This is a genomic window from Bacillus carboniphilus (genome assembly GCF_039522365.1).
Taxonomy (GTDB): domain Bacteria; phylum Bacillota; class Bacilli; order Bacillales; family JC228; genus Bacillus_BF; species Bacillus_BF carboniphilus.
Genome location: NZ_BAAADJ010000005.1, coordinates 76,737 through 99,402 on the forward strand (window position 1 = coordinate 76,737; position 22,666 = coordinate 99,402).

General features: G+C 40.0%; 23 protein-coding genes. 9 read left to right on the top strand and 14 right to left on the bottom strand.

What is annotated here, in order from left to right; translation table 11 throughout:
- Positions 1–160: 160 nt before the first annotated feature.
- The 6 genes from ABDZ91_RS03235 to ABDZ91_RS03260 all read right to left on the bottom strand — a co-directional run bounded on the left by ABDZ91_RS03235 (position 161) and on the right by ABDZ91_RS03260 (position 5,682).
- The gene (locus ABDZ91_RS03235) at positions 161–1,003 is read right to left on the bottom strand and encodes a DUF1028 domain-containing protein (protein ID WP_343796301.1); all 843 of its coding nucleotides are present in this window, start codon (positions 1,001–1,003) and stop codon (positions 161–163) included.
- Positions 1,004–1,021: 18 nt separating this feature from the next.
- A complete protein-coding gene (locus ABDZ91_RS03240) occupies positions 1,022–1,552 on the bottom strand; it encodes a chromate transporter (RefSeq protein ID WP_343796417.1) in 531 nt (176 codons plus the stop codon).
- On the bottom strand, positions 1,552–2,124 hold the full coding sequence (locus ABDZ91_RS03245) for a chromate transporter (RefSeq protein WP_343796303.1): 573 nt from the start codon (positions 2,122–2,124) through the stop codon (positions 1,552–1,554). Before ABDZ91_RS03245 ends, ABDZ91_RS03240 begins: the two co-directional genes overlap by 1 nt.
- Before the next feature lie 513 nt (positions 2,125–2,637).
- Positions 2,638–4,248 (bottom strand): gamma-glutamyltransferase family protein, encoded by a 1,611-nt coding sequence (locus ABDZ91_RS03250; protein ID WP_343796304.1) that lies wholly within the window; start codon positions 4,246–4,248, stop codon positions 2,638–2,640.
- 307 nt (positions 4,249–4,555) lie between these two features.
- Positions 4,556–5,047: a hypothetical protein gene (locus tag ABDZ91_RS03255; protein WP_343796305.1), complete on the bottom strand. Its 492-nt coding sequence runs from the start codon at positions 5,045–5,047 to the stop codon at positions 4,556–4,558.
- A 185-nt stretch (positions 5,048–5,232) separates the two neighbouring features.
- Positions 5,233–5,682 (bottom strand): Lrp/AsnC family transcriptional regulator, encoded by a 450-nt coding sequence (locus ABDZ91_RS03260; RefSeq protein ID WP_343796306.1) that lies wholly within the window; start codon positions 5,680–5,682, stop codon positions 5,233–5,235.
- Between the two features lie 183 nt (positions 5,683–5,865).
- Here ABDZ91_RS03260 and ABDZ91_RS03265 point away from each other — a divergent pair, with 183 nt between their 5' ends.
- Entirely contained in the window at positions 5,866–6,939 is a 1,074-nt protein-coding gene (locus ABDZ91_RS03265; RefSeq protein ID WP_343796308.1) for an HD-GYP domain-containing protein, read from the top strand.
- A 62-nt stretch (positions 6,940–7,001) separates the two neighbouring features.
- Here the strand turns inward: ABDZ91_RS03265 and hpf are convergent, their stop codons facing one another.
- The 8 genes from hpf to ABDZ91_RS03305 form a co-directional block, all read right to left on the bottom strand.
- Complete coding sequence (gene hpf / locus ABDZ91_RS03270) at positions 7,002–7,565, bottom strand: ribosome hibernation-promoting factor, HPF/YfiA family (protein WP_343796310.1); 564 nt, start codon at positions 7,563–7,565, stop codon at positions 7,002–7,004.
- A 197-nt stretch (positions 7,566–7,762) separates the two neighbouring features.
- The gene (locus ABDZ91_RS03275; RefSeq protein WP_486203388.1) at positions 7,763–8,140 is read right to left on the bottom strand and encodes a DUF8042 domain-containing protein; all 378 of its coding nucleotides are present in this window, start codon (positions 8,138–8,140) and stop codon (positions 7,763–7,765) included.
- Positions 8,141–8,158: 18 nt separating this feature from the next.
- On the bottom strand, positions 8,159–8,509 hold the full coding sequence (gene fliT / locus ABDZ91_RS03280) for a flagellar protein FliT (RefSeq protein WP_343796314.1): 351 nt from the start codon (positions 8,507–8,509) through the stop codon (positions 8,159–8,161).
- Positions 8,496–8,906: a flagellar export chaperone FliS gene (fliS, locus tag ABDZ91_RS03285; protein WP_343796316.1), complete on the bottom strand. Its 411-nt coding sequence runs from the start codon at positions 8,904–8,906 to the stop codon at positions 8,496–8,498. Before fliS ends, fliT begins: the two co-directional genes overlap by 14 nt.
- A 38-nt stretch (positions 8,907–8,944) precedes the next feature.
- The gene (locus ABDZ91_RS03290; RefSeq protein ID WP_343796318.1) at positions 8,945–10,501 is read right to left on the bottom strand and encodes a flagellar hook-associated protein 2; all 1,557 of its coding nucleotides are present in this window, start codon (positions 10,499–10,501) and stop codon (positions 8,945–8,947) included.
- 23 nt (positions 10,502–10,524) lie between these two features.
- Entirely contained in the window at positions 10,525–10,890 is a 366-nt protein-coding gene (gene flaG / locus ABDZ91_RS03295; protein WP_343796320.1) for a flagellar protein FlaG, read from the bottom strand.
- Positions 10,891–11,168: 278 nt separating this feature from the next.
- The gene (locus tag ABDZ91_RS03300) at positions 11,169–12,734 is read right to left on the bottom strand and encodes a glutathione ABC transporter substrate-binding protein (RefSeq protein WP_425541784.1); all 1,566 of its coding nucleotides are present in this window, start codon (positions 12,732–12,734) and stop codon (positions 11,169–11,171) included.
- A 33-nt stretch (positions 12,735–12,767) separates the two neighbouring features.
- Positions 12,768–13,853, bottom strand: coding sequence for a M24 family metallopeptidase (locus tag ABDZ91_RS03305; protein ID WP_343796324.1), 1,086 nt, complete (start codon positions 13,851–13,853; stop codon positions 12,768–12,770).
- 184 nt (positions 13,854–14,037) lie between these two features.
- Between ABDZ91_RS03305 and nikC the strand changes: the two genes are divergently transcribed.
- The 8 genes from nikC (at position 14,038) to ABDZ91_RS03345 (ending at position 22,653) form a co-directional block, all read left to right on the top strand.
- Positions 14,038–14,934: a nickel transporter permease gene (gene nikC / locus ABDZ91_RS03310; protein ID WP_343796326.1), complete on the top strand. Its 897-nt coding sequence runs from the start codon at positions 14,038–14,040 to the stop codon at positions 14,932–14,934.
- Between the two features lie 16 nt (positions 14,935–14,950).
- On the top strand, positions 14,951–15,871 hold the full coding sequence (gene nikB, locus ABDZ91_RS03315) for a nickel ABC transporter permease (protein ID WP_343796328.1): 921 nt from the start codon (positions 14,951–14,953) through the stop codon (positions 15,869–15,871).
- A 21-nt stretch (positions 15,872–15,892) separates the two neighbouring features.
- Complete coding sequence (locus ABDZ91_RS03320; protein ID WP_343796330.1) at positions 15,893–16,924, top strand: ABC transporter ATP-binding protein; 1,032 nt, start codon at positions 15,893–15,895, stop codon at positions 16,922–16,924.
- The gene (locus ABDZ91_RS03325) at positions 16,911–17,906 is read left to right on the top strand and encodes an ABC transporter ATP-binding protein (protein WP_343796332.1); all 996 of its coding nucleotides are present in this window, start codon (positions 16,911–16,913) and stop codon (positions 17,904–17,906) included. Before ABDZ91_RS03320 ends, ABDZ91_RS03325 begins: the two co-directional genes overlap by 14 nt.
- Before the next feature lie 366 nt (positions 17,907–18,272).
- Positions 18,273–19,037 (top strand): sensor histidine kinase, encoded by a 765-nt coding sequence (locus ABDZ91_RS03330; protein WP_343796334.1) that lies wholly within the window; start codon positions 18,273–18,275, stop codon positions 19,035–19,037.
- A gap of 3 nt (positions 19,038–19,040) precedes the next feature.
- Positions 19,041–19,742: a response regulator transcription factor gene (locus ABDZ91_RS03335; RefSeq protein ID WP_343796336.1), complete on the top strand. Its 702-nt coding sequence runs from the start codon at positions 19,041–19,043 to the stop codon at positions 19,740–19,742.
- The gene (locus ABDZ91_RS03340) at positions 19,739–21,004 is read left to right on the top strand and encodes a hypothetical protein (protein WP_343796338.1); all 1,266 of its coding nucleotides are present in this window, start codon (positions 19,739–19,741) and stop codon (positions 21,002–21,004) included. Before ABDZ91_RS03335 ends, ABDZ91_RS03340 begins: the two co-directional genes overlap by 4 nt.
- A 254-nt stretch (positions 21,005–21,258) precedes the next feature.
- Positions 21,259–22,653 (top strand): PAS domain S-box protein, encoded by a 1,395-nt coding sequence (locus tag ABDZ91_RS03345; RefSeq protein WP_343796340.1) that lies wholly within the window; start codon positions 21,259–21,261, stop codon positions 22,651–22,653.
- Positions 22,654–22,666 lie beyond the last annotated feature (13 nt).

The following is a 22,666-nucleotide window of genomic DNA, read 5'->3' on the forward strand; positions in this document are numbered from 1 at the left end:
TTTTATTTGAAAGGGTTAAATATTCATTTTAATAAAAAATATTCTCCATACAATATTACCACTTCGAGCAAGGAGTGACAACTTATGGTATCAGGCGTATAAGGATGGTCCTATGAAAATCAAAAAAGACCCAGTGTAAAAACCGGAGCCTTCGTTTTATCTATTGTTTTTTCATAAAGTCTAATATATCTAAGTCCAACAGACCCTGTTCTTGTTCTCTCATCTCAAAGTTTTCGGAATGAATGTATTTAGTAAGCGCGTTTTGTAATTCCTCATCCGAAAGTTCAGAACTGCTTACGAATTGAAGACGTTTTAGTTCGGTTGTTAGTTGAGCTTTAACGTCTCCCTCAATAGGGACAATTTTTTTCGGAACTGGGCTAGAAAAATAGAGTCGGTGGATGTGATAAATCCGTTTCAGTTCTTGAATCGGTTCCTTATGGTCCTCGACTCTTAAATCAATGTAGCGGTCATTGTAACCACCGTAACCGCCTTTTTCTTTTACCACGAGAAGAGACGCCGACTGCATACCCCTGCTGTCTCCTCCCGCTTCTTGACCTTTTTCAAGAGCCGTTAACAGCCTTTCCGCTAGTGAGCCTTCTGTTTCCTGAAAAGCTTTGGCCATTGCAGCAACCGTATTTTCATCTACTAAGATATTCCCCTGTGCTGCAAAGTGAGTACCTGTTTCACCACCAGCCCAGTCGTAACACCCTTTTCCTGTAAAACTAGCTGCTCGACCTTTAGAATCAACAATGCCCACTTGTCTTAAGTCTCGGTCCGGGTCTTCTTCGGTCAACTTTTGAATCACTTCTTCTGCAGACAGACCTTGTTCCAGAAGCTCAAGTCCCTTTGGACCGTAAGCCGTATTTGCATAGGACTGGGTGGCAACAGCTCCAACTCCTGCTTTTGCCCAAGGAACCACTGATCCCACACCTAAAAACTTAGATTGAACCGCAATACCCCACTCTTTTTCCTTTGGGTCATATCCAACAATTGAAAATGTCACTGCAATTCCTCCTCACCATTAAGCTAAGAAAACGCCTCCGTACACTAACGCCATAGCGATCACATAGGCTGGGTGAACTTTCACTTTTTCTAATAAGATAAAAGCAACTACCCCAATTCCGATTGTTTGCCAAATGCCTACTCCACCCTGTGAAGTAGTGAAAAAGTTAATCGTCATAATACCTAATAAAACGGCAATGATCGGTCGGATGTACGTACTTAGTCTTTTTACTTTTGGTGAATCTTTAAACTTCAATAAAATTCCGAGCAAGGTAACCATTAAGATAAGTGAAGGGGCAACGGTTGCAAACACACCAATAATGGCACCAAGCACTCCACCCACATCATATCCAATGTATCCAGCCATTTTCGTCGCGATTGGACCAGGAAGTGAATTCCCAAGGGCAACTACTTCACTAAATTCCTGCGTAGATAACCAACCGTAACGGTCCACTACCTCGTTTTCAACCAGTGGAATTGAAGCAGGACCACCACCGTAGCCGACAATACCCGGAATAAAAAACGCTAAAAATATATGCCAATAAACCATCATCCTGCCTCCTTCTCACTTAACTCTTGCTTGTCTTCTAACGGATCTTTTTTCAGTAGAGCAAACAGAAGAAGGGCACCGATGATAAAGGCCGGATGAACCTGAACAAGTTCAATGAGAACATAGGCTACAACTACCATCGCGGCAGCTGGAATCCAACCTAGCGCACCGTAAGACTTTTTGAAAAAATCCCATGTCAACACACCGAGCATGACCATAACAACAGGAACTACTGCTTCAGACATCCCTTGTACCCATGGCTCATCCTTGTACGCGTTCAATACGGTTAATAATAAAATCATGGCGATAATGGTTGGAACGATGTTGGCGGCAAGGGCTACGATAAGACCCGGAATTCCGCTCACCCGATAGCCGATATAACCTGCCATTTTCGTCGCAATCGGTCCTGGAAGTGCATTCCCGAGGGCCAATACCTCCGAAAATTCATCATCATCCATCCATTTATACTTTCCAACAACCTCTTTATGAAAAAGGGGAATGGAAGATGGACCTCCTCCAAACCCAAATATTCCAACTCTAAAGAAGGCAGCAAACAAATTCCAAAGTTTCATGCTGTCACTCTCCTATTTTGTGAAGAAGCGGTTTTGTGTGGTGTGGGGAAGTGCTTGTAATGTGCCTTCCCGGACACCCTATGTGCCGTTAGTTGTAGTTTATGTGCCATTTTAGCTGGTTTATGTGCCGTTTCAACTGGTTTATGTGCCGTTTCAACTGGTTTATGTGCCGTTCCGGGAGGCTAATGTGCCATCCCTGAACGTTTATGTGCCATATCGCCGAGTCTATGTGCCGTTACAACAGATTTATGGGACTTTTACAATCCTTTATGGGACATTCTGCACTGGATATGGGACAGTTCCATCCGTTTATGGGACATCTCGCTACCTATACTCGCTACCTATATTGGACAGTTCCATCCGTTTATGGGACATCACACTCCCGATATGGGGTACCTTCACACTAGTTATGGGACATTCCGCTCCCAGTATGAGACACTTCCGCTCCCAATATGAGACACTCTCCCACACATTCAACCCTACACACCCACAACCGCCATTAACTTTCCTACCTTACCAAGCGGCAATCGCACCATCTGTTCTAGATTCAGTTCCACCCATCAAGACACCTGTCTTCGGATCTCTCCAGATAATCTGACCACGACCGAAGCCACCGCCATCAAGGGCTACTGTAATCTGATGTCCTTTACGAGCCAATGCCTGAGCAACATGTGTAGGGAAATGTGGCTCTACCATAAACTTCTTCCCTTCCGTCCATTGCCATCTTGGCGCATCCAATGCTGCTTGAGGATTTAAGCCAAAGTCAACCGTGTTCATGACAACCTGCATATGACCTTGTGGTTGCATGTAACCTCCCATTACTCCGAACGGTCCAACTGCCTCATTGTCCTTCGTTAAGAAGCCAGGAATAATCGTATGGTACGTTTTCTTCCCTGGTTTTAGCGCATTATGATGCTCTGGATCTAATGAGAAATCGTGCCCGCGGTTTTGTAGGGATATTCCTGTTCCTGGAACGACAATCCCTGAACCAAAGCCCATGTAGTTACTTTGAATGTAGGAAATCATGTTTCCTTCACTGTCAGCAGCTGCCAAGTACACTGTTCCACCTTTTGGAGGTGTGTATGGAGATGGCTCAATCGCAGTATCTCCAATCAACGCACGACGCGCTGCAGCGTATTCTTCAGAAAGTAACTCTTCATTCGTAATCTTCATATCTTTAGGGTCTGTAATAAATGCTTTTCCATCCGTGAAAGCTAATTTCATCGCTTCCATTTGATGGTGCACTGTATCCACATCTTCACGGTGTTTCATTTCGAAGCCTTGTGCGATATTTAATCCCATTAGGGCCACAATTCCTTGACCATTCGGTGGGATTTCCCATACGTCATAGCCACGGTAGTTCACTGAAATAGGATCAACCCATTCTGGTTCAAATGCAGCTAGGTCCTCTTTAGCAATGAAACCACCATGCTTTTTAGAGAAAGCATCGATTTTTTCAGCTAGCTCTCCACGGTAAAAGCTTTCTGCATTCGTTTCTGCAATCGATTGAAGCGTGCGCGCATGACCTTCAGAACGCCAAACCTCACCGATTTCTGGAGCTTTTCCATTCGGAGCGAATGTATCAAACCATGGTTGGAACTCTTCACTCTTGAATTCTTGCTTAAAGCGTTTATGAGCTAAGCCCCAGAACTTACCTAAGATTGGGCTAATAGGGTAACCTTCTTCTGCTAATCGAATAGCAGGTTTTAAAACTTCAGTAAGAGGTAGCTTTCCGAATTTTTTCGAAAGCTCTGCCCAAGCACCAGGTGCACCAGGTACTGTAACTGGAGTTAATCCGAATGTTGGCATTTTCTCATGTCCGCGTTCTTTTACTGCTTCAATGGAGATGCTTTGTGGAGACTTTCCACTTGCATTTAATCCGTGAAGCTTATCCTTCACCCAAACTAGGGCAAACGCGTCACTTCCGATTCCGTTTGAAGTAGGTTCAACAACAGTCAGTGCAGCAGCTGTCGCAATCGCTGCATCAATCGCGTTCCCACCCTTTTGTAAAATTTCAAGACCTGCTTGAGAAGCTAACGGTTGTGATGTCGCCACCATTCCGTTCTTTCCAAAGGTTGTCACACGTTGTGATGGGTACGGGTTAAATAAATGATCTGTAGTCATCCGAGCACTTCCTTCCAAATGATAAAATTATTAAACTATGATATTCATATGTTAGTAAATCACCTAAAAATAACTTACAAATGTATAAAAAATACCCTGTTATCGAATTATAACGAAATATTTAGAAAAAATCTATAAGTTTATGAGTTTAGTCTATAAAATCATATACCATTGATTTCCAGTAGTAAACAAAACAAAAAGTATGTAACAAATCTGAGTTACATACTTTTTTAGGTATTATAAAAATATGAGGATATTGTAGAGAATCTTCGAGGAATAGGTTTTGATGGGAGTCTGAAGGAATAGATTACCTTGTTTGTCCTTCTCTCTTTTTTTCACCTAACATTTTTATCACATCTTGATTGATGTCAACTCTCCCCTCTAGATGCTTGAAACTACTTCTCATTTCAATCCGGGTATTCTCAAGCTCCCTCATCATACTTCCATAGTAAAAGGCGATTTCCTTCCGCATCTCACCTTGTTCAGATTGTAAAGAAGAAACGTTTTGTTTGATTTCACCTTGTTCCGCTTGTAATGAGGAGATGCTTTGCTTGATTTCTCCTTGCTCACTTTGCAATGAGGAGATGCTTTGCTTGATTTCTCCTTGCTCAGCTTGTAACGCGGATATGCTTTGCTTAATTTCCACCTGATCAGATTTAAATTCAGCAATGTCCTTCTTCATTTCACTTTGTTCTGATTTTATGGCTCCGATATCTGCCTGCATTTCTTTTTGAACCTTTTCGAACTGATCAAATCGGTTATTTATTTGCCCCATAATTTCTTTTAGCAGTTGTTCCATTTGTTTCACCTCCTATTTGAGACTTAGTATACAACTTGGAAGTGAATTTGACTAATTGGGAAAAAGGGGAAATCCATATGTGAAATTCTAAATTTTCAAGTAGACATTCCTAGAGTTTCACTTTGGAAATAGCAATTTTCATCTCTAATAATCCAGTGGGACAGTGAAACCTGTCCCCTCTGTCCCTACAACTTTAGACCAGTTCGGCTCTTAAATCTTCGGAGTAAGATGTGACTCTCCACACGACTGATGCCTTCTAAAGCATACAGCTCGTTGTTAATAAATCGTTCTAAGCTTGTAAAATCCTCTACAAGTACGTGCATATGTAAGGTACTTGGGCCCGTCATTTGGTAGCAGCTTGCGACTGCCGGGTTGTCTGCGAGCGCTTGTGCCACCTCAACTAAATGGGCCGGTTCACAATCGACCTCGAAAAAGGCTGATACACCTTTTCCTACTTTTTCAGAGTTAATAACAACGCTGAACTTTTCAATGACTCCATTTTTCATTAGCTGTTGGACACGGTCGCGGATGGATACCCTTGATAGTCCCAATTCTTTTCCTATATCGACATACGATAGTCTTCCGTTTTCTGTAAGAAGCTGCAGTATTTTTTTATCCGTATCATCAAGCTTCATTTTTTCACCAGCCTGTCTTATTTTTGCCTTGTAACCTTTATTATAAGCGAATTTACCATTTTATGGAGGGGTATTTTTACAGAAATATAGGCATACCCCATAAAAAAACTGATAGATATAAAAGAAGGACATGTTTATAATATTGCATAGTCCATTTGTCACGCATTTAAAAGGGGGGAGAACATGAAAAAGGTACCGTTACGTAAAGTCAAAGAAGGCGACATTCTCGCTTTAGACCTTTATACCGAAGACTTTAAGCTATTATTAGTCCGTGGAACGAAGCTATCTTTTCCATTAATAACCCTCATGAGTAATCGTGCCATTAAGGAAGTTTTTATTGAAGACGAACACACGGATGATGTGACATATAGTCCTCTCCTCTTTCATGATGCTCGAAAAGAAATCCATAAGGAAATTTACCGGGTTCTATTTCAATATCTTTCTCAAGAAGAAATTGGTTTCAAATTTAATTCGGTTGACCTTGGAAAAGAATTTGAGAAAATTTCTAGAACCCTCTTGAATTATATAGCGACTCAACCAGATATTCTACACAGTATGCATGACATTCATGTGTACGACCATTACGTTCTTCAACATTCCCTTAATGTCGGGATGATTTCCGGCATGATTGGGCTGGAAAAAGGGCTTTCCAAAAATGAGCTAATCGAGCTTATGGTAGGTGCGATGTTGTTTGATATTGGAATGACTAAACTTCCTAAGCATGTGTTGAACAAAAAAGGAACATTTAGTACGATTGAGAAAAAAGTCGTTCAGCGTCACACCATGTTGGGGTATGAAGTTTTAATAAAAGAACGAAATATCTCAGAAGAGTCTGCCCTGTGCGCCTTATATCACCATGAACGATTAGACGGCGATGGTTATCCTACGAACTTACCTGGAGATGCGATTCACTTGTACCCACGGATTGTCGCGGTTGCAGATGTATTCGATGCGCTAACAACTCAGCGCCACCATCGAGATCAATACTCCCCTCATGAAGCAGTGGAATACCTTTATGCTTCCGGCGGTACGATGTTTGATACCGATGTCATTAAGTCGTTTTTAAAAACTTTCGCTGTCTTCCCAGTTGGTTCAACCGTAAAGCTAAATAACGGTTTGAATGCGGTTGTGACAAAGGTTTTCCCAGACTTCCCGCTTCGCCCTGTGGTTCGGATATTAGAAGATACCCATGGTGAGCGACTACATACACCGATTGACGTAGATCTTCGTCACCATCATAATGTAACGATTCAATAGAGACAGTAAAGCCCGCAGGCGGTAATCGCTGCGGGCTTCTTAATGTAATGTCTATTGTTTAATTAAGTTGTCTCAATTAACCCATATTTGCCGTCTTTACGCTTGTAGACGACATTGGTTTTGTTAGATTCTGCATCGGTAAAGACATAAAAGTTATGTCCTAACATGTTCATTTGTAAAATTGCTTCTTCGCTATCCATTGGCTTCAGGTCGAAGCGCTTCGTTCTCACTAATTCTAAGTCATAATCTGTATCAGCTTCCTCTGTCGCAACAGCTGAAGCACTTTCTTCAAACCCAGTAAAGAGTTCCTTCGTACTACCCTTTTCTCTAAACTTACGGTTGACCTTCGTCTTATGCTTACGGATTTGTCTCTCTAATTTGTCGAGGATTAAATCAATCGCTGCATACATATCCTGATGTCCCTCTTCTGCTCGAAGAACCAATTGCGTCATCGGAATGGTCACTTCCACTCTCGCAAATTTATCAGGTAACACTTTTAAATTAACATGGACATTGGCATCAGGAGATTCAGTAAAGTACCTTTCCAGCTTACTAATCTTTTTCTCCACATAATCTCGTAATGCTGCTGTAACTTCAATGTTTTCACCACGAATGTTATACTTCATACGCTAATGCCCCCTTATCGTGTTATGTAGTACTACTTCTACACTACCCGTCCAAACTCCTTCCTAAACGGGCAAATCCCACAAGAATTTTTTACTATATCTTCAATAATTTTTAACGATTACTTAACCTTATGCGAGGAGGACACTACGGCATGCATGAAAAATGCGAGACCTCCAAAAAGAGACCCCGCATAAATTTAATGAGCAATATATGGTTTTAAAAGCCCTTGAATTTCCTCAGACCATTTGAGAAAACTAGGGGCAAAGGATTCGCGAATGAACATTTGCTTAAAGCCTTCATCCTGTAATTTCCCATTGAATTGGAGAGACTGCTCCAACACATTGTCAAAACGAGAAATGGCTTGTTGAACATTAGCATCCTCTGCCAATACATTTTCTAGGATAATATGACTATTCAAAAGCTGTTGAAAAGCAGAGAAGATGTCTCCTAGAATCCGGTCTCCTTGCATTTTCTCGGGGTCTTGAAAGCTGTCCACAATATAATGAACCGCTTCATCCATCGTTTGTAAAAGACTTGCGTACTCTCGAATAACTTGAAGATTATCTTCCTGCACTTGTATCAAAAAAATCACCTATTTTCGTTTATCGTAAAACATACCGTCGTGGTTGATAGATTTATATGGGTTTACATACTTCTCTCTGGAATCTTTACGGTTCTTTAAAGATTTCATATCCTTTTTAATCTTCTCTTTTTCAGTTTGAAGTAAAAACTGAATTTCCTTTTCCATTACGATGCATTTTTGGCCGATGGTTTCCTCTTCTTTTGTGTAGGGAGGCTTCATTTGGAGCAGCATCGATTGTCTGCGATCTAGGATTGTGTTGATTTGCTCAATTTGCTGATCCCGGTCCTGGGTGTCTTCATGCTTTTTGAGTAAAGCTAGAAGTTGTTTTGTTTCTTCAAAGAACTCATTAACCACTGACACTTGAATCGGCTCCAGCTGCTGTTGGTTTTTTGTTTAGTTGGATGACTTGTTTCCAGGTATCACGGAATTCGGTTGCTAAGCCTTCAACTTCGTCTAAAATGGAAGAGTCATTTTGTACGTTGGCTTCCATTAGACGACGGTTCATATAGTCGTATAGTGGCATCAATTGTTGTGAAATAGCTACTTCTGGATTTAAAGTAACCATTAGTTCTTGAACAATCTTTTGTGCTTTTTGGATATTTGTATTTTTTACTTCAATGTTCTTATCTTCGATTCCCTTTTTTGCGAGCTTAATAAATTTGATACAACCGTTATATAGCATTAAGGTTAACTCACCCGCTGTGGCGGTATTAACGGAATTATCTTGGTATTTTTGGTATGGATTTTTCATGGCCATGAGGTATTCCTCCAGTCCTATCTTTTCTTTAAAGCTACTTACATTCCTCCACCAAATTGGTTCATAAGGAACATGGATTGTTGGTTTGATTGTTGAATTGCCTTTTCCATTGCTGTGAATTGACGCCAGTAACGGTCTTCAATGTCTAACAGTCTTCTTTCAAAATCCGAAATTCGATCATCTATGTTTTCAAGATTACGACCAATTGTAAACGATTGGTTGGTACTTGAACTTTTACCTGCTTTTTTCTCTATGCTTTCCATAGTACCCTTCAGTGTTTCACGAAGACGGTCTACAATTCCCTCCGAATTGGAGGTTGCACCATTAAAAAGCTTATACACGCCATTTGGGTCATCTGAAATGGCTTTGCGTAACTTATCTTCATCAATAATTAGCTTCCCTTTTTCAAGGTAGTTTGAAGAGGTTTTAATTCCAATTTCAGCTAACTGCGAGACACCAGTCAACCCTTCAACCACTGTATAAAGGTCTCTTCTCATTTGATTTAAGCCATTCTGTAATACCGAATCACCACGTAAAGTCCCGCTTTTAGCTCGTTCTTCCCACAGCTCTATTTCCTTCTCTGACATTGCCTCCTTTTGTTCAGAGGTTAGGGGCTGATAATCTCGGTAGCGTTTTTCATCCACCTTACTGTTCATCTTTTCAATCATTTCATTGTATTTATCTACAAATTTGACGACTGTTTCAAGGATCTTATCAACATCAGGTGAAGAAGAGAAAGAAACGGATTCTCCAGCTGCTGTTTCCTTTTTTAAAGTTAATTCAAATCCATTTATGTTTATATTATTTGTGCTTCTAGTGATTCGTAGACCGTTATAAGTCAGATCAGCATTTTGTCCGATAGTCCCAACACCGTTTGCTTCCGCCTGTTTGTTATTAACATGAAAATTTAGAGTTTCCTTAAGGAAGGTCCCTGCTACATCCACTAACTCAATTTCTGGTAAATCAGTAGGAGAAACCACATTCCCTGTGTTTTTTGCAGTAAATGAGATTTGATTTGTTGCGTCATCAAAAAACGCATTCACGCCAGACTTCTCATTAATTTTACTAATAATAGAGTTGAGTGTTTCCTTCGAAGGATCAAATGTCAATTTAAAGCCTTCCTCGATTGTTTCACCTTTAGCATTAGTGGTTTGTGTTTGTAGTTCTCCATTCGGCTTTATAGCACGAATAATAAAAGTTTGTGTCCCCGTAACCCCTTGCTCACTCAGTAATTTATCGGGTTCTAATGTTACCGGAATTCTATTACGCATTGTTGCCGACTTCGCAAGCTGATGTACTTCAACTGAGCCAGAAAAATCTGACACTGAATTAATGTTTCTAACAGAAACAGCATCCGGATTAGAAGAACTGATGGTCTTTTGGATAAAAGTTCCTTGCTTTCCAACTCCGTCAAATATTAAACTATCAAAATCAAACATCAACTTATTCATCTCACGGTAGTCATCACGTTGCCATTCTAAGAAAGTTTTCTTTTGGGTTAATTTATCAAGTGGCATTCTTTCAGCTTTCATCAAATCCGATACAAGCTGATCGATATCCATACCACTAGCTAATCCGCCTATTCTCATGCTCATTTATATCACCTCTATACTTCTATCTATATCTTTTCATCTACTATAAAGCCTAAGAATTCTGCCATAGCTGCATATATGTCTAATAGTTTCTTAGGAGGAACTTCTTTCACGATTTCCTTTGTTACCTCATCTACGATTGTAACGTAGTATTCTTCTAGCTTCTCATGAAATTCAAATTTTAAATTTGTATTGGCTTGTTTAACAAATTTATTTAAATTTTGAACGACTTGTTCAACTTGTTCTTTTTTTGGTTTCACTTCTTCTACTTTAGTGTTTTGATTTTCTTGGGCATTGGTGGATCCGAGCTGTTTCATTTTATCTAGAAGCTTCCACTCCGTATTCGATACACTTTGAATGCTTTGACCTTGAATTGACATTGGTTTTGTCACACAAAATCTCCTTCCCCAATTAAAAACCCTTTTATTTTTATATCGGACCAAAACTGATATTTTTCAAGTTTTAAACAATCCTTTTTATGCCAGATGGATCACTTAGGGATCAGTTCCACATTTTTGGCACAATGATAGTTTAATAGATTCGGAGTCTAATATATGTAAATTAAATAGAAAGAAGCCATGACCAAACAACTGGTCACAGCTTCTTACGATATTAAGGTGGGACAGGAAACCTGTCCCCCTGTCCCCGGGACAAGGAACCTTGTCCCTACCTATTCGATTGTTACATCATCGATCATGTAGATTTCAGCCGGGCTAATCCAGAAGCCTTTTACGTTTTTCCCTAGTACGGCGATGGATTCATCGTTACGTAGGAAAATGGCTGGTGCTTCTTCTAATTCGATGGCTTGTGCTTCTGCATAAATTTCTTGGCGTTTTTCTGGGTCGGTTTCTTGACGACCACGGTCGATTAGTTCATCTACTGTTGGGTTACTGTAGAATGAACGGTTTCCTGGGTTTCCTCTTGCATCAGAATGGAATAGGAAGTATTGGTTATAGTCAGCGTCACCTGTCATGTTAGACCAACCTAGGATGAACATGTCGTGTTCCCCTTTAGCTGTTGCATCTAGGTATGCTCCCCACTCAACAACCTTCACTTCAACGTCAATTCCAACACCTTTTAGTTGAGATTGAACAACTTCTGCTACGTCCATGCGCTCTTTGTTGTCATTTGTCCAAATGGTTGTTTTAAAACCATCCTCATAACCTGCTTCAGCAAGCAGTTCTTTTGCCTTTTCAATATTGTATTCGTAACCTGTTAAATCAGCATTATGTCCCCAAACTCCAGGACCCATTGGACCAGTAGCTACAGTCCCTACATTATTGTATACACCTTCAACAATCGCTTTAGTATCTACTGCATAACTAATGGCTTGTCTTACACGTGGGTCATTAAATGGCTCTTTTTGTGTGTTAAAGCCAATATAGTCAATCCCTAGCGCATCGCTACGTAGTAGTTTCATGGAATCACTAGCTTCTACTCTTTCGATTTCAGTTACTGGAATCGGGTTTGCAATGTGCGCTTCCCCAGTTTCTACCATCGCAATTCTTGTAGAATCTTCAGGAACAACTTTAAACGTGACAGAATCGATTTTTGGTTTGTCACCCCAGTATTCATCGTTACGAACGAGCTTAATTTCTTGACCAGGCTTCCAATCGTCAAATTTGAATGGACCGGTACCTACTGGATTTTGCCCCACTTTTTCTCCTGAATCAATTAAAGTCGGACTAATAATTCCAGCTGCATAGTGGGATAGGTTAGCTAGTAATGGCGCAAACGGGTATGCAGTCTTTAATTGAACCTTATGATCATCGACAACAACAACTTCTGTAATCATTTCAAATAAGTTTTTACGTGGTGAAGCTGTTTCTTCAGCTTGAACACGCTCAATTGTCTTTTTCACTGCTTCGGCCGTAAATTCAGTTCCATCATGGAATTTAACCCCTTCACGTAACGTAAATTCCCATGTCGTATCGTCAATTTGTTCCCATTCAGTTGCCAGTGCAGGCTGAATGTCCATATTGGCATCTTGGCGAACTAGGCCTTCAAAAATCTTACCATGATACACGTTTGCGGATGGGATATCCGTTCCTAAATGCGGATCTAATTGAGTAGCATCCGATAAAACGGCAATCACTAAATCACCTGTGTTTCCTTTACTATCACTACCAGAGTCCCCCAATTGTCCAGGGTCCTGATTTCCAGTACAAGCTGATAAAAGTAATGTAGTAATAATAGCTATACTCAGCCATAAAGAACTCCATTTATTTCGTTTCATCTTCATCTCACTCTCCTTCTATGTTTTTGCGTATTAAACTTCAATAGTAGTAGGAATTATCTGCAGCTCTTTCGTTGATTTCGTCAAGTTTTTATGACCGTCTTTTGTAATGACAACTAGGTCTTCAATACGAACTCCACCGAAATCAGGGATATAAATTCCAGGTTCAACGGTTATGACCATTCCTTCTTGTAAAACGGTATGGTCAGTTGAACGCATTCCAGGCTTCTCATGAATAGCTAGTCCAAGTGAGTGACCTAAGCTATGACCAAAGTTCTCTCCATAACCAGCCTCTCTGATAATGGATCTTCCGACTTCATCCATTTCACTACAAGTTTTACCTGGACCAATTTGTTTTAATGACTCTTCTTGAGCTTTTAACACGATATCATAGATTTCTTGTTGCTTCTCACTTGGTGGTCCAATCACAACTGTTCTTGTAAAGTCAGAATAGTACCCGTCAACAATAGCACCATAATCCATTTTGACAAAATCTCCAACCTCTACAATTCGTTCCGTAGCTTGTCCATGTGGTAAGCACGACCTTGGACCTGACGCAATTACGTGATTGGGCTTTATTTTTTGTGCCCCAAGCTTTCTCATGACAATTTCAAGTTCTAAGCCGATTTCTTTTTCAGACACACCTGGACGAATAAATCCTAGAATGTGGTCAAATGCTTGGTCACAAATATCAATTGCTTTTTGAATAGAAGCAATTTCAGATTCATCTTTAATCATTCGAATGTCGTAAATAGCCGGTGAAGCATCTACCAGCTTTGCATTGGGTAGTCTGGATTGTATTTCTAAGTAAATCTCTGCTGGAAGTGAGTCTAATTCTAAGCCAATCGTAATGGCCTTATTGGAAGGAAAATAGTTACACACCATTTCAATCATATTTTGTTGATGCTGAACTACCTCATATCCTTTAGCTTGCTCCCTTGCTTGGTCGACGTAACGGAAATCTGTTAAAAGAGTTTCAGAATCTTTTTGAATCAGAACCGCCCCACTCGAACCTTGGAAACTAGAAAAGTAGTAACGATTATCTACAGATAGAAGAATGACTCCCTCCCATCCATTTTCGTCCATCTTTTTCTTCAATTTTGATACTCGATGTTGCATCGATTTGACTCCCCCTTTCTATCCATTTCGGATGAGTTGTGTTCATTATAGAAAATTTATTTAACGGATGTTTTCAATTTCATGTCCTAAATTTACAGTAATTTTACTTAATCGAAATATTCAGACAAAAACTGACGATTTTTTGATAACTTAGGAACAACAAGATGACAGAGGAGGGAACAACATGAGTAGTTTAGTCACCGAAAAATCAAACGCTACATCTATAAAACCAGCAAAAAAACAAAAACAGTGGCTGGAACTTAGTAAGGCTCTATTAAATAATAAGATGTCACTCATAGGTGGTTTCATTATTCTCATTTACCTATGTTTAGCTGCACTTGCACCACTTATCGCACCTTATGATCCATATGAAATTAATCTTCTTAATAAATTACAGCCTCCATCTTCAGAGCACATCATGGGAACGGATGATAAAGGAAGAGATATTTTTAGTCGTATCCTTTATGGTTCCCAGTTATCTCTTTCAGTAGGCGTTGTATCTGTTTTTATCGGAGCCTTCTTCGGGATAATTTTAGGAGTGGTCTCCGGTTACTACGGAAAATGGATTGACACCGTTATTATGAGGTTTATCGATGTCCTTCTAGCTTTTCCGGGGATCCTTTTAGCTCTTGCCATTGTAAGTGCGTTAGGACCGAGTCTAGTAAATGTTATGTTTGCTGTTGGTGTCTTTTCTATACCGACTTTTGCAAGAATTGTCCGGGGTTCTACTCTTGCTGCTAAAAAAATGGAATATGTAGATGCCATAAAAGTATTAGGGGCAAGTGACGCAAAAATCATTTTTGTTCATATTTTACCGAATATCTTATCACCTATTATCGTTCAAGGAACTCTACGTTTAGCGACAGCTATTTTATCAGTTGCCGGGTTATCCTTCCTCGGAATGGGAGCTCAGCCACCGTCTGCTGAATGGGGAGCGATGCTAAGTGATGGACGAGACTTTTTATGGACAGCCCCTCATATCGCTCTATTCCCTGGCTTAGCAATTGCCATTATCGTGCTTGCCTTTAACATTTTTGGAGATGGTTTACGCGATGCATTAGATCCAAGGATGAAACAATAAAAGGAGGAAACCGAAAATGTTTGTTTTTATCATTAGACGATTATTACAAATGATACCTGTCCTCCTTGGGGTTACCTTTGTTGTATTTTTAATTATGCAAATGGTCCCTGGTGATCCTGCCATGTTAATTGCAGGTGAAGGAGCATCAGATGAACAAGTTGAGGCGATTCGAGAAGATTTGGGGTTAAACAGACCCATGATTATTCAATATTTTGATTATGTAGGTAATGTTATTCAGGGGGATCTAGGAACTTCCATTCGTACCGACCGACCGGTTTTAGACGAAATTATGTTTCGACTCCCTATTACCATTGAGCTTGCCTTTTGGAGTATTGTCATTACGATTGTTTTAGGTGTTTTGGCTGGAGTTATTGCAGCAACGAAACAAAATAGTTTTTCAGATGTAGGGATTATGATGGTATCTCTTATCGGGGTATCCCTACCAAACTTCTGGTTAGGTCTGATGTTAATTATTTACTTCTCAGTAGGACTCGGCTGGTTCCCAGTTGCTGGGTGGGGTTCATTCTCACACGTCGTATTACCTGCCTTAACTCTCGGAACGGGTGGAGCTGCCATTGTTGCTCGAATGACTCGTTCCAGTATGCTCGAAGTGATCAGACAAGACTATATTCGAACAGCCAAAGCCAAAGGCGTTCGTCAACGCTTAATCATCTATAAACACGCATTAAAGAATGCATTGATTCCAGTTATCACAGTCGTCGGTTTGCAATTCGGAGCTCTTTTAGGCGGAACGGTTCTTACCGAATCAGTTTTCGCCATCAATGGAGTCGGACGACTCATCATTGATGCTATTCGAATGAGAGACCTACCACTTGTACAAGGATCGATTTTATTTGTATCTGTCATCTTTGTTGTGGTAAACATGGTCGTTGATATATCTTACCGCAAGTTGAACAAACGCGTAGATTTAAACTAAGAGAGGAGAGGAAAAGGGCTCATGCATCTTACAAAAAAAGAAACCATTTTAGAAGTCAGAGATTTACAAACCCACTTCTTCTCGAAAAAAGCAGTAACTAAAGCCGTAGATGGTGTCGATTTTGAAGTGGCAAAAGGAGAAACCCTTGGAATCGTTGGAGAATCCGGATGTGGAAAAAGTATGACCTCGCTCTCCATCATGGGGTTAATTCCACAACCACCTGGAAAAATTGTCGGAGGAGAAATTAACTTTAAAGGTGAAAACCTTCTCCAATTATCAGATGAACAAATGCGAAAATATAGAGGGAACTTAATCTCGATGATTTTCCAAGAACCGATGACCTCTCTCAATCCTGTGTATACCGTTGGGGAACAAATTGCGGAGGTCTTTCGTACTCACCAAAGGCTCGGAAAAAAAGCAGCTTGGGACAAAGCCGTAGACATGTTGAGATTAGTCGGAATCCCTTCCCCAGAAAAACGGGCAAAGCAGGAACCACATGAATTAAGTGGCGGAATGAGACAAAGGGTCATGATTGCTATTGCATTGGCTTGTAATCCAGAGCTACTAATCGCAGATGAACCGACAACTGCCCTAGACGTGACGATTCAAGCTCAAATTTTAGAGCTATTGAAAAAGCTTCAAAAAGAACTCGGAACAGCAGTCATTATGATTACCCATGATATGGGAGTTGTAGCAGAAACCTGTGATAAAGTGGCCGTTATGTATGCGGGGAAAATCGTGGAGTATACCGATGTCGATTCCTTATTCGATAACCCTAAGCACCCCTATACAGTAGGGTTATTAAAAAGTATTCCGCGCTCTGACCGTGATGTAGAGGAGCTTGAGGCGATTCCTGGTAGTGTACCGAGTCCACATAACTTACCTACAGGTTGCAGCTTCTCCCCAAGATGCCCGTTCGCAACAGCTTTGTGTAAAGGGGAACAACCCGAGCTGATTGAAAATGAAAAAGGCGATAAGATTCGTTGCTGGATGTATACCGACCGTTGGGATGGTTCAGTACTCGAGGAGGTGGCAAGTGATGTCCGTGATTGATTTAAAGAAGGAGCCTATTCTTAAAGTACAAGATTTACAGCAATATTTTCCGATTAAAGGTGGAATTTTGGGCCGTACCGTAAATCATGTTAAAGCAGTAGATGGCGTTAGTTTTACCATCAATGCTGGGGAAACCGTTAGTATCGTTGGGGAATCTGGATGTGGAAAATCTACTACAGGAAGAGCCATTCTTCGATTAGATGAACCGACTGGCGGTGAGGTACTATTTCAGAATCAAGATCTCTTATCCTTATCAAAAAGTAAATTACGTGCAGTTCGAAAAGATTTACAGGTTATTTTCCAAGACCCATTTGCCTCTCTGAATCCGCGTCGGACAATTTGGCAAACGTTAGAGGAAGCAATGGGAATCCTTAATGTTGTTCCGAAAAAGGATCGAAAAAAACGCGCAATTGAGCTATTAGAGCAGGTTGGTCTTCGAGAAGAACAACTAGACCGCTATCCTCATGAATTTAGTGGAGGTCAACGTCAACGTATTGGAATTGCCCGCGCCTTAGCGGTTGAACCTAAACTCATTATTTGTGATGAGGCTGTTTCAGCATTAGACGTTTCGGTGCAAGCACAGGTATTAAATCTATTAAAGAAACTACAAAAAGAATACGAATTAACTTACCTATTTATCTCACATGACCTCGGTGTGGTACGACATATTTCCGATCGAATAATCGTGATGTATCTAGGCAAAGTAGTAGAGATTGCGAATAAAAAAGACTTATTTGACAATCCATTGCACCCTTATACCCAGGCTTTATTATCAGCGATACCAGAACCAGATCGAAAGAAAAAGAAAGAACGAATCATCTTGAAAGGTGATGTTCCTTCTCCAATTGATCCACCAAAGGGATGTCGATTCCACACAAGATGTCCTCTTGCTACGGATCATTGCAGGCAGGTTGAACCTGAGTTACGAACTTTTGGAGAGAATCACAGTGTAGCTTGTCACTACGCTGATCAAATTTCATAAATATAGGATTTTAAAAAGACGGTCTCCCCCACCGTCTTTTTTTTTGTAACTTTTGTAAAGATTGTAGCGTTATGCAAACTATATTCGAACTGCAGTTGATTGGAGTGGAGGTGCTTGACTCCTGCGGGAGGAAGGGACAAGGGAGACCCCGCAGGAGCGATAGCGACGAGGAGGCTCCCGGACCGCCCGCGGAAAGCAAGCACCTGCAACGGAAATCAACACCTTAGTTCAAAGAACGGCTGTTGTTAAAATGGAGCAATGTATAGGAAAACAGCTTTTGTAAATAAGTAGAGTTCTGTAGAAAGATGTCGAAATATTAACTATTATGTTATACTATTGTAAATTTTCAGCAGGGATTGGTGGATTATGCTTTTAAGCTACAATGCTTTTACCATATTTGTTGTGGTTGCCATTTTTGCACCATTAGTCGGTGCCATTTCACTACTTGTTGTATTAGCGTTCGAAAAACAAATTGACGGGTTAACCTTTGAAAAGCAACAAGTGCAAATGGAAAAAGAGCTTCAGGAAAGTGAGTACATGCAGCTAAACCAACAAATTCAACCTCACTTCCTTTTCAATACAATGAACCTTATGCTTGGACTTGCACGTCTTGATCGCAAGGAAACATTAGTCCAGGTAATGGAAGCATTGTCCCATTATTTAAAGTTTAAATACCAAGTGAAAGAACCATTAATTCCTCTTGAAAAAGAGTGGGCCTATACACAGTCCTATATCCAAATTCAAAAAATTAGGTTCCAAAACCGATTGGATGTAAACCTGGACATAGATCCTGAAGTCCAATCTGCCCTCTTACCTCCCTATTTAATTCAAACACTCGTTGAAAACTCTTTTAAGCATGGTTTAGAAAAAAAGCCTGGTGAGCTTCTACTAGAGCTTAAAGCAGATCTTTTCAAAGAAAATGTGAGGATCACGGTTTCCGATAATGGACTTGGGATTGGAAAGCTGACGAAAAATGACATCTTTCAAAAAGGTCATGGTCTACCAAATATTAAAAGAAGATTAGAGCTCTTATACGATGAATCCTCTATCGACATTACGCCAAAAGTGTCAGGCGGAACCATCATAACGATTTTACTTCCCAAAATAACTGAAGATCATGAGGAGGTGTAAAGGATGAATATTTTATGTGTGGACGATGAACCTATTGTCATTGAACAGCTTGAATATATATTAAAACCATCCTTTCCTCTTTGGAACTTTTACTATGCCTATGACAGTAGTCAGGCATTATCCATTTTCAAAGAAAACTATTTTCATCTTGCAATTGTGGATATAGAAATGCCTGGAAAGTCTGGTCTGGAATTGATTCGTGACTTAAAGGAACAACAGGCTGATTTACCTGTCATTATTTTATCAGCCCATCAAGATTTTCAATTTGCAAAGGCCTCCATCCAACTCGGTGTTGTTGAATATTTGACGAAGCCGATCATAGCAGAAGAACTAAGAGAGACCGTGAAGAAATTTTCGTCTGAGGTGTATAAGCAAGGGTATTCAAAGCTAATAAATGAAGCATTGTCCACTATCGAGGAATGTTATAACCAGCGGCTTACTTTGCAAAAAGTTGCCTCTAAGGTACATGTAAGTGCGGCTTATTTAAGTCGGAAATTCAGTGAAGAGGTTGGATCATCTCTTTCTGATTATATAAACCAATATCGGTTAGAGAAAGCGAAACATTTGCTTGTTTCTTCAAATGAAAATATATCAACCATTGCTGAGAAAACTGGATTTAATAGTCTTCATTATTTTTCCACCCAATTTAAAAAGAAGGAAGAGATGACACCGAAGGAATACAGAGAAAGGAATCGTAACCTATGAATGAAAAGACCCGTACAAAAATCACCTATGGATATGGGCTATTTACGATTCTTCTCATCTCTCGTTGGAGTACAGGTAATACACTATTCGCTTCTCCTGAATCTTTACTAAGATTTGGATTTTCAGGTGGTATTGTATTTGCTCTGGCGGGATGCTTTTCCTTTTTTGCCTTAATCCCTTTAGTACAAAGAGTCCGAACCCAAACGAAACATCGAGAATTCCTACCCTTGCTGGAAGAAAGATTAACAGAAAGAGCATTTCTTTGGACAAAACGTATTATGGTTCTCGCCGTTTACTTTGGAATGATCGGTATTGGACTGGCTGTAGGCCTTTTATTATACGCCATCTTTTATATCCCAGTTCCAATCGGAGTAGCACTTTTCTTTTTATTTGGTTGGTTACTAGTGGTTATTGGGAATCTTGAATGGTTTACAAACTTCAATGTGATGAAGGTAGGGTTATTGTTACTATTGATGGTCATGATGCTTATACATGCTTTTCTTTTTGATGGGACAGAACCTGTTTATAAAGGCGTTCGCTTGTATCACCCTTATCTGTTCTTCATAGAATTTGATCAAATTTTACCACTTTTAACTGCTTTTTGGTTAGCGATATTAGGCAATATGTTAATGGATGGAAAGATGTGGGGCGTCCTGTTAAAAGCGAATAAAACCAGATTCCGTCGTGGTCTATTTATAACAGGATTGGTATGGACTACGATTCCATTCGGATTTACGATGATGGTCCTCGCTTCTATATACAAAGGCGGCTTCGATAGCATCTTTACGGTATTTGAAAAAATGTTACACCGGTATGATTCATGGCCGATTACCACTATTTTGTTCTTTGTTTTATTTGTCATTTTACTAGATACCTTTTGGACTCAAGTTCGTTCCCTTCATATGTTAAAAGGGGCAGTACTTCCTAAAAAAGTGAATCAGACTTTACTCTTACTTGTCATTCTACTAGGGGTTGTTCCAGCCATTATTTATTACCAATCCATTACGTTGTTAGATTTATTTTTTATCTTTGGCTCTTATTATGCCTCTACTCTACCTGTGTTTGGGTTTATATTTTGGAGAAATCAACGTGTAGGATTGGAAGGTCCAATAATTGTTGGGGTCGGTACGATTGTTGGCTGGGCTTGTTATTGTGTTGGAATGGGGTATGTAAGTGTGATTATGGCATTTATGACTGCGTTTGGCTTAATGTTGGTGAGTGTATATGGTCTTAAGAAAGGGATCCTTTTTGTGGGTAAATAAAGATTCAAGATGTTTCCCAAGAGGGTCCCCTTTTTGACAAGATTTGAATAATGATTGGTTGAAAGGACTTAAGGCCTGTTATTTTCACTATTAGAATTAGGTACTCTGAATGAGTAACCCTTCATATTTTCCGACTAAAGTTGTAAAATTGAAATATCCCAATAAGTCTGATAATTAAGGATGAATTTTAGTGGAAACTGGTGAAAGAAGGATCTCCCAAACATTAAACTACTTCTTCCAAAGTATATAGACTTTTGAATTTTATACCGGACGGTGTCATACTCCATGAAAGTGGTGTTATTCACTATATCAATAATGCTGGAGTGACTCTTTTTCATGCTGAGAGTGCCGAGTCACTTATAGGGGAATCTGTTCTCGAACTGTTTCACTCAGATAGTATGGAGCAAGGAAAACAAAGATACCAACAGCTCGAAAATGGAGACAAGCTCTCGATTATCACTCTAAATATCAAATGCTTAGATGGTGTCAGGCGTCAGTTTCAACTAAACAGTACGTGTATGTGTGAAGACAATCATAAGTTAATGGTTACGATTTTTCGCGACATCACCCAACAGAAGCAACAAGAGGAGGCGCTAAGAGAAAGTGAACATCAATATAGAATGATTACGGATAATATGTCAGACTTAATTGCCATCTTTGATCAAAATGGAATCATTAAGTATGCATCCCCTTCATACGAAAATGTTATGGGATTTAAACCAGAATTCTATATGGGCAGGTACGCGCTCGATTTAATCCATCCAGAAGATATAGATTACATACAAGAAAGATATGATCAGTTACTCCAGACCGGAGAACCTCAGAGAGTGGAGTTTCGATATCAACATAGTGAAGGACACTATATCTGGCTAGAAGTCATTGGAAAAGTTCTGACCCAGACAGGTCATGGAACAGATTATATGGTGGTCGGACGTGAGATTACCGAGAGAAAAGAAAATGAAGCCTTGATTCGAAAGCTGGATAAGCTCTCCGCAGTAGGACAACTCGCGGCTGGTGTTGGACATGAAATTAGAAACCCTCTCACCTCGATTAAGGGCTTTCTGCAACTAATGGAACAAGATGAAATCGCATACAATGATGCCTTTTATTGGGATATTATCTTTAAAGAGTTATCTAGGATTGATTCCATTGTTACTGAATTTATGTTCCTAGCTAAACCTCAAGCTGGGGCCATTGAAGTGATGAATATGAACGAAATTGTAAGTAGTACGCTTACACTCCTTGACTCGCATGCCAATTTGTACAATGTGACGTTGACCGAGAGTTATAGTAAAGAGCATATTTCTACAAGTGGGATTGAGAACAATATAAAGCAAGTTTTAGTAAACATTATTGGGAATGCCATTGAATCGATTTCCAAGTATGGAAAAGTTCGAGTTCGGGTAGAAGAAATGGATTCAGTGATTCGAATTCGAGTTATTGATACTGGTAAGGGAATCTCAAAGGAGCGTCTTCACAATTTAGGGACCCCTTTTTATACGACGAAAGAAAAAGGAATTGGACTCGGGCTGACGATTAGTCAGAAGATTATTAAGGAACATCGTGGGGAATTACGGATTAGAAGTAAGAGCGGGTTGGGGACTGTGGTTGATATTTTGTTACCTAAGAATGATAAAAAAAAGCTCTAGGAGATTGTGTCCT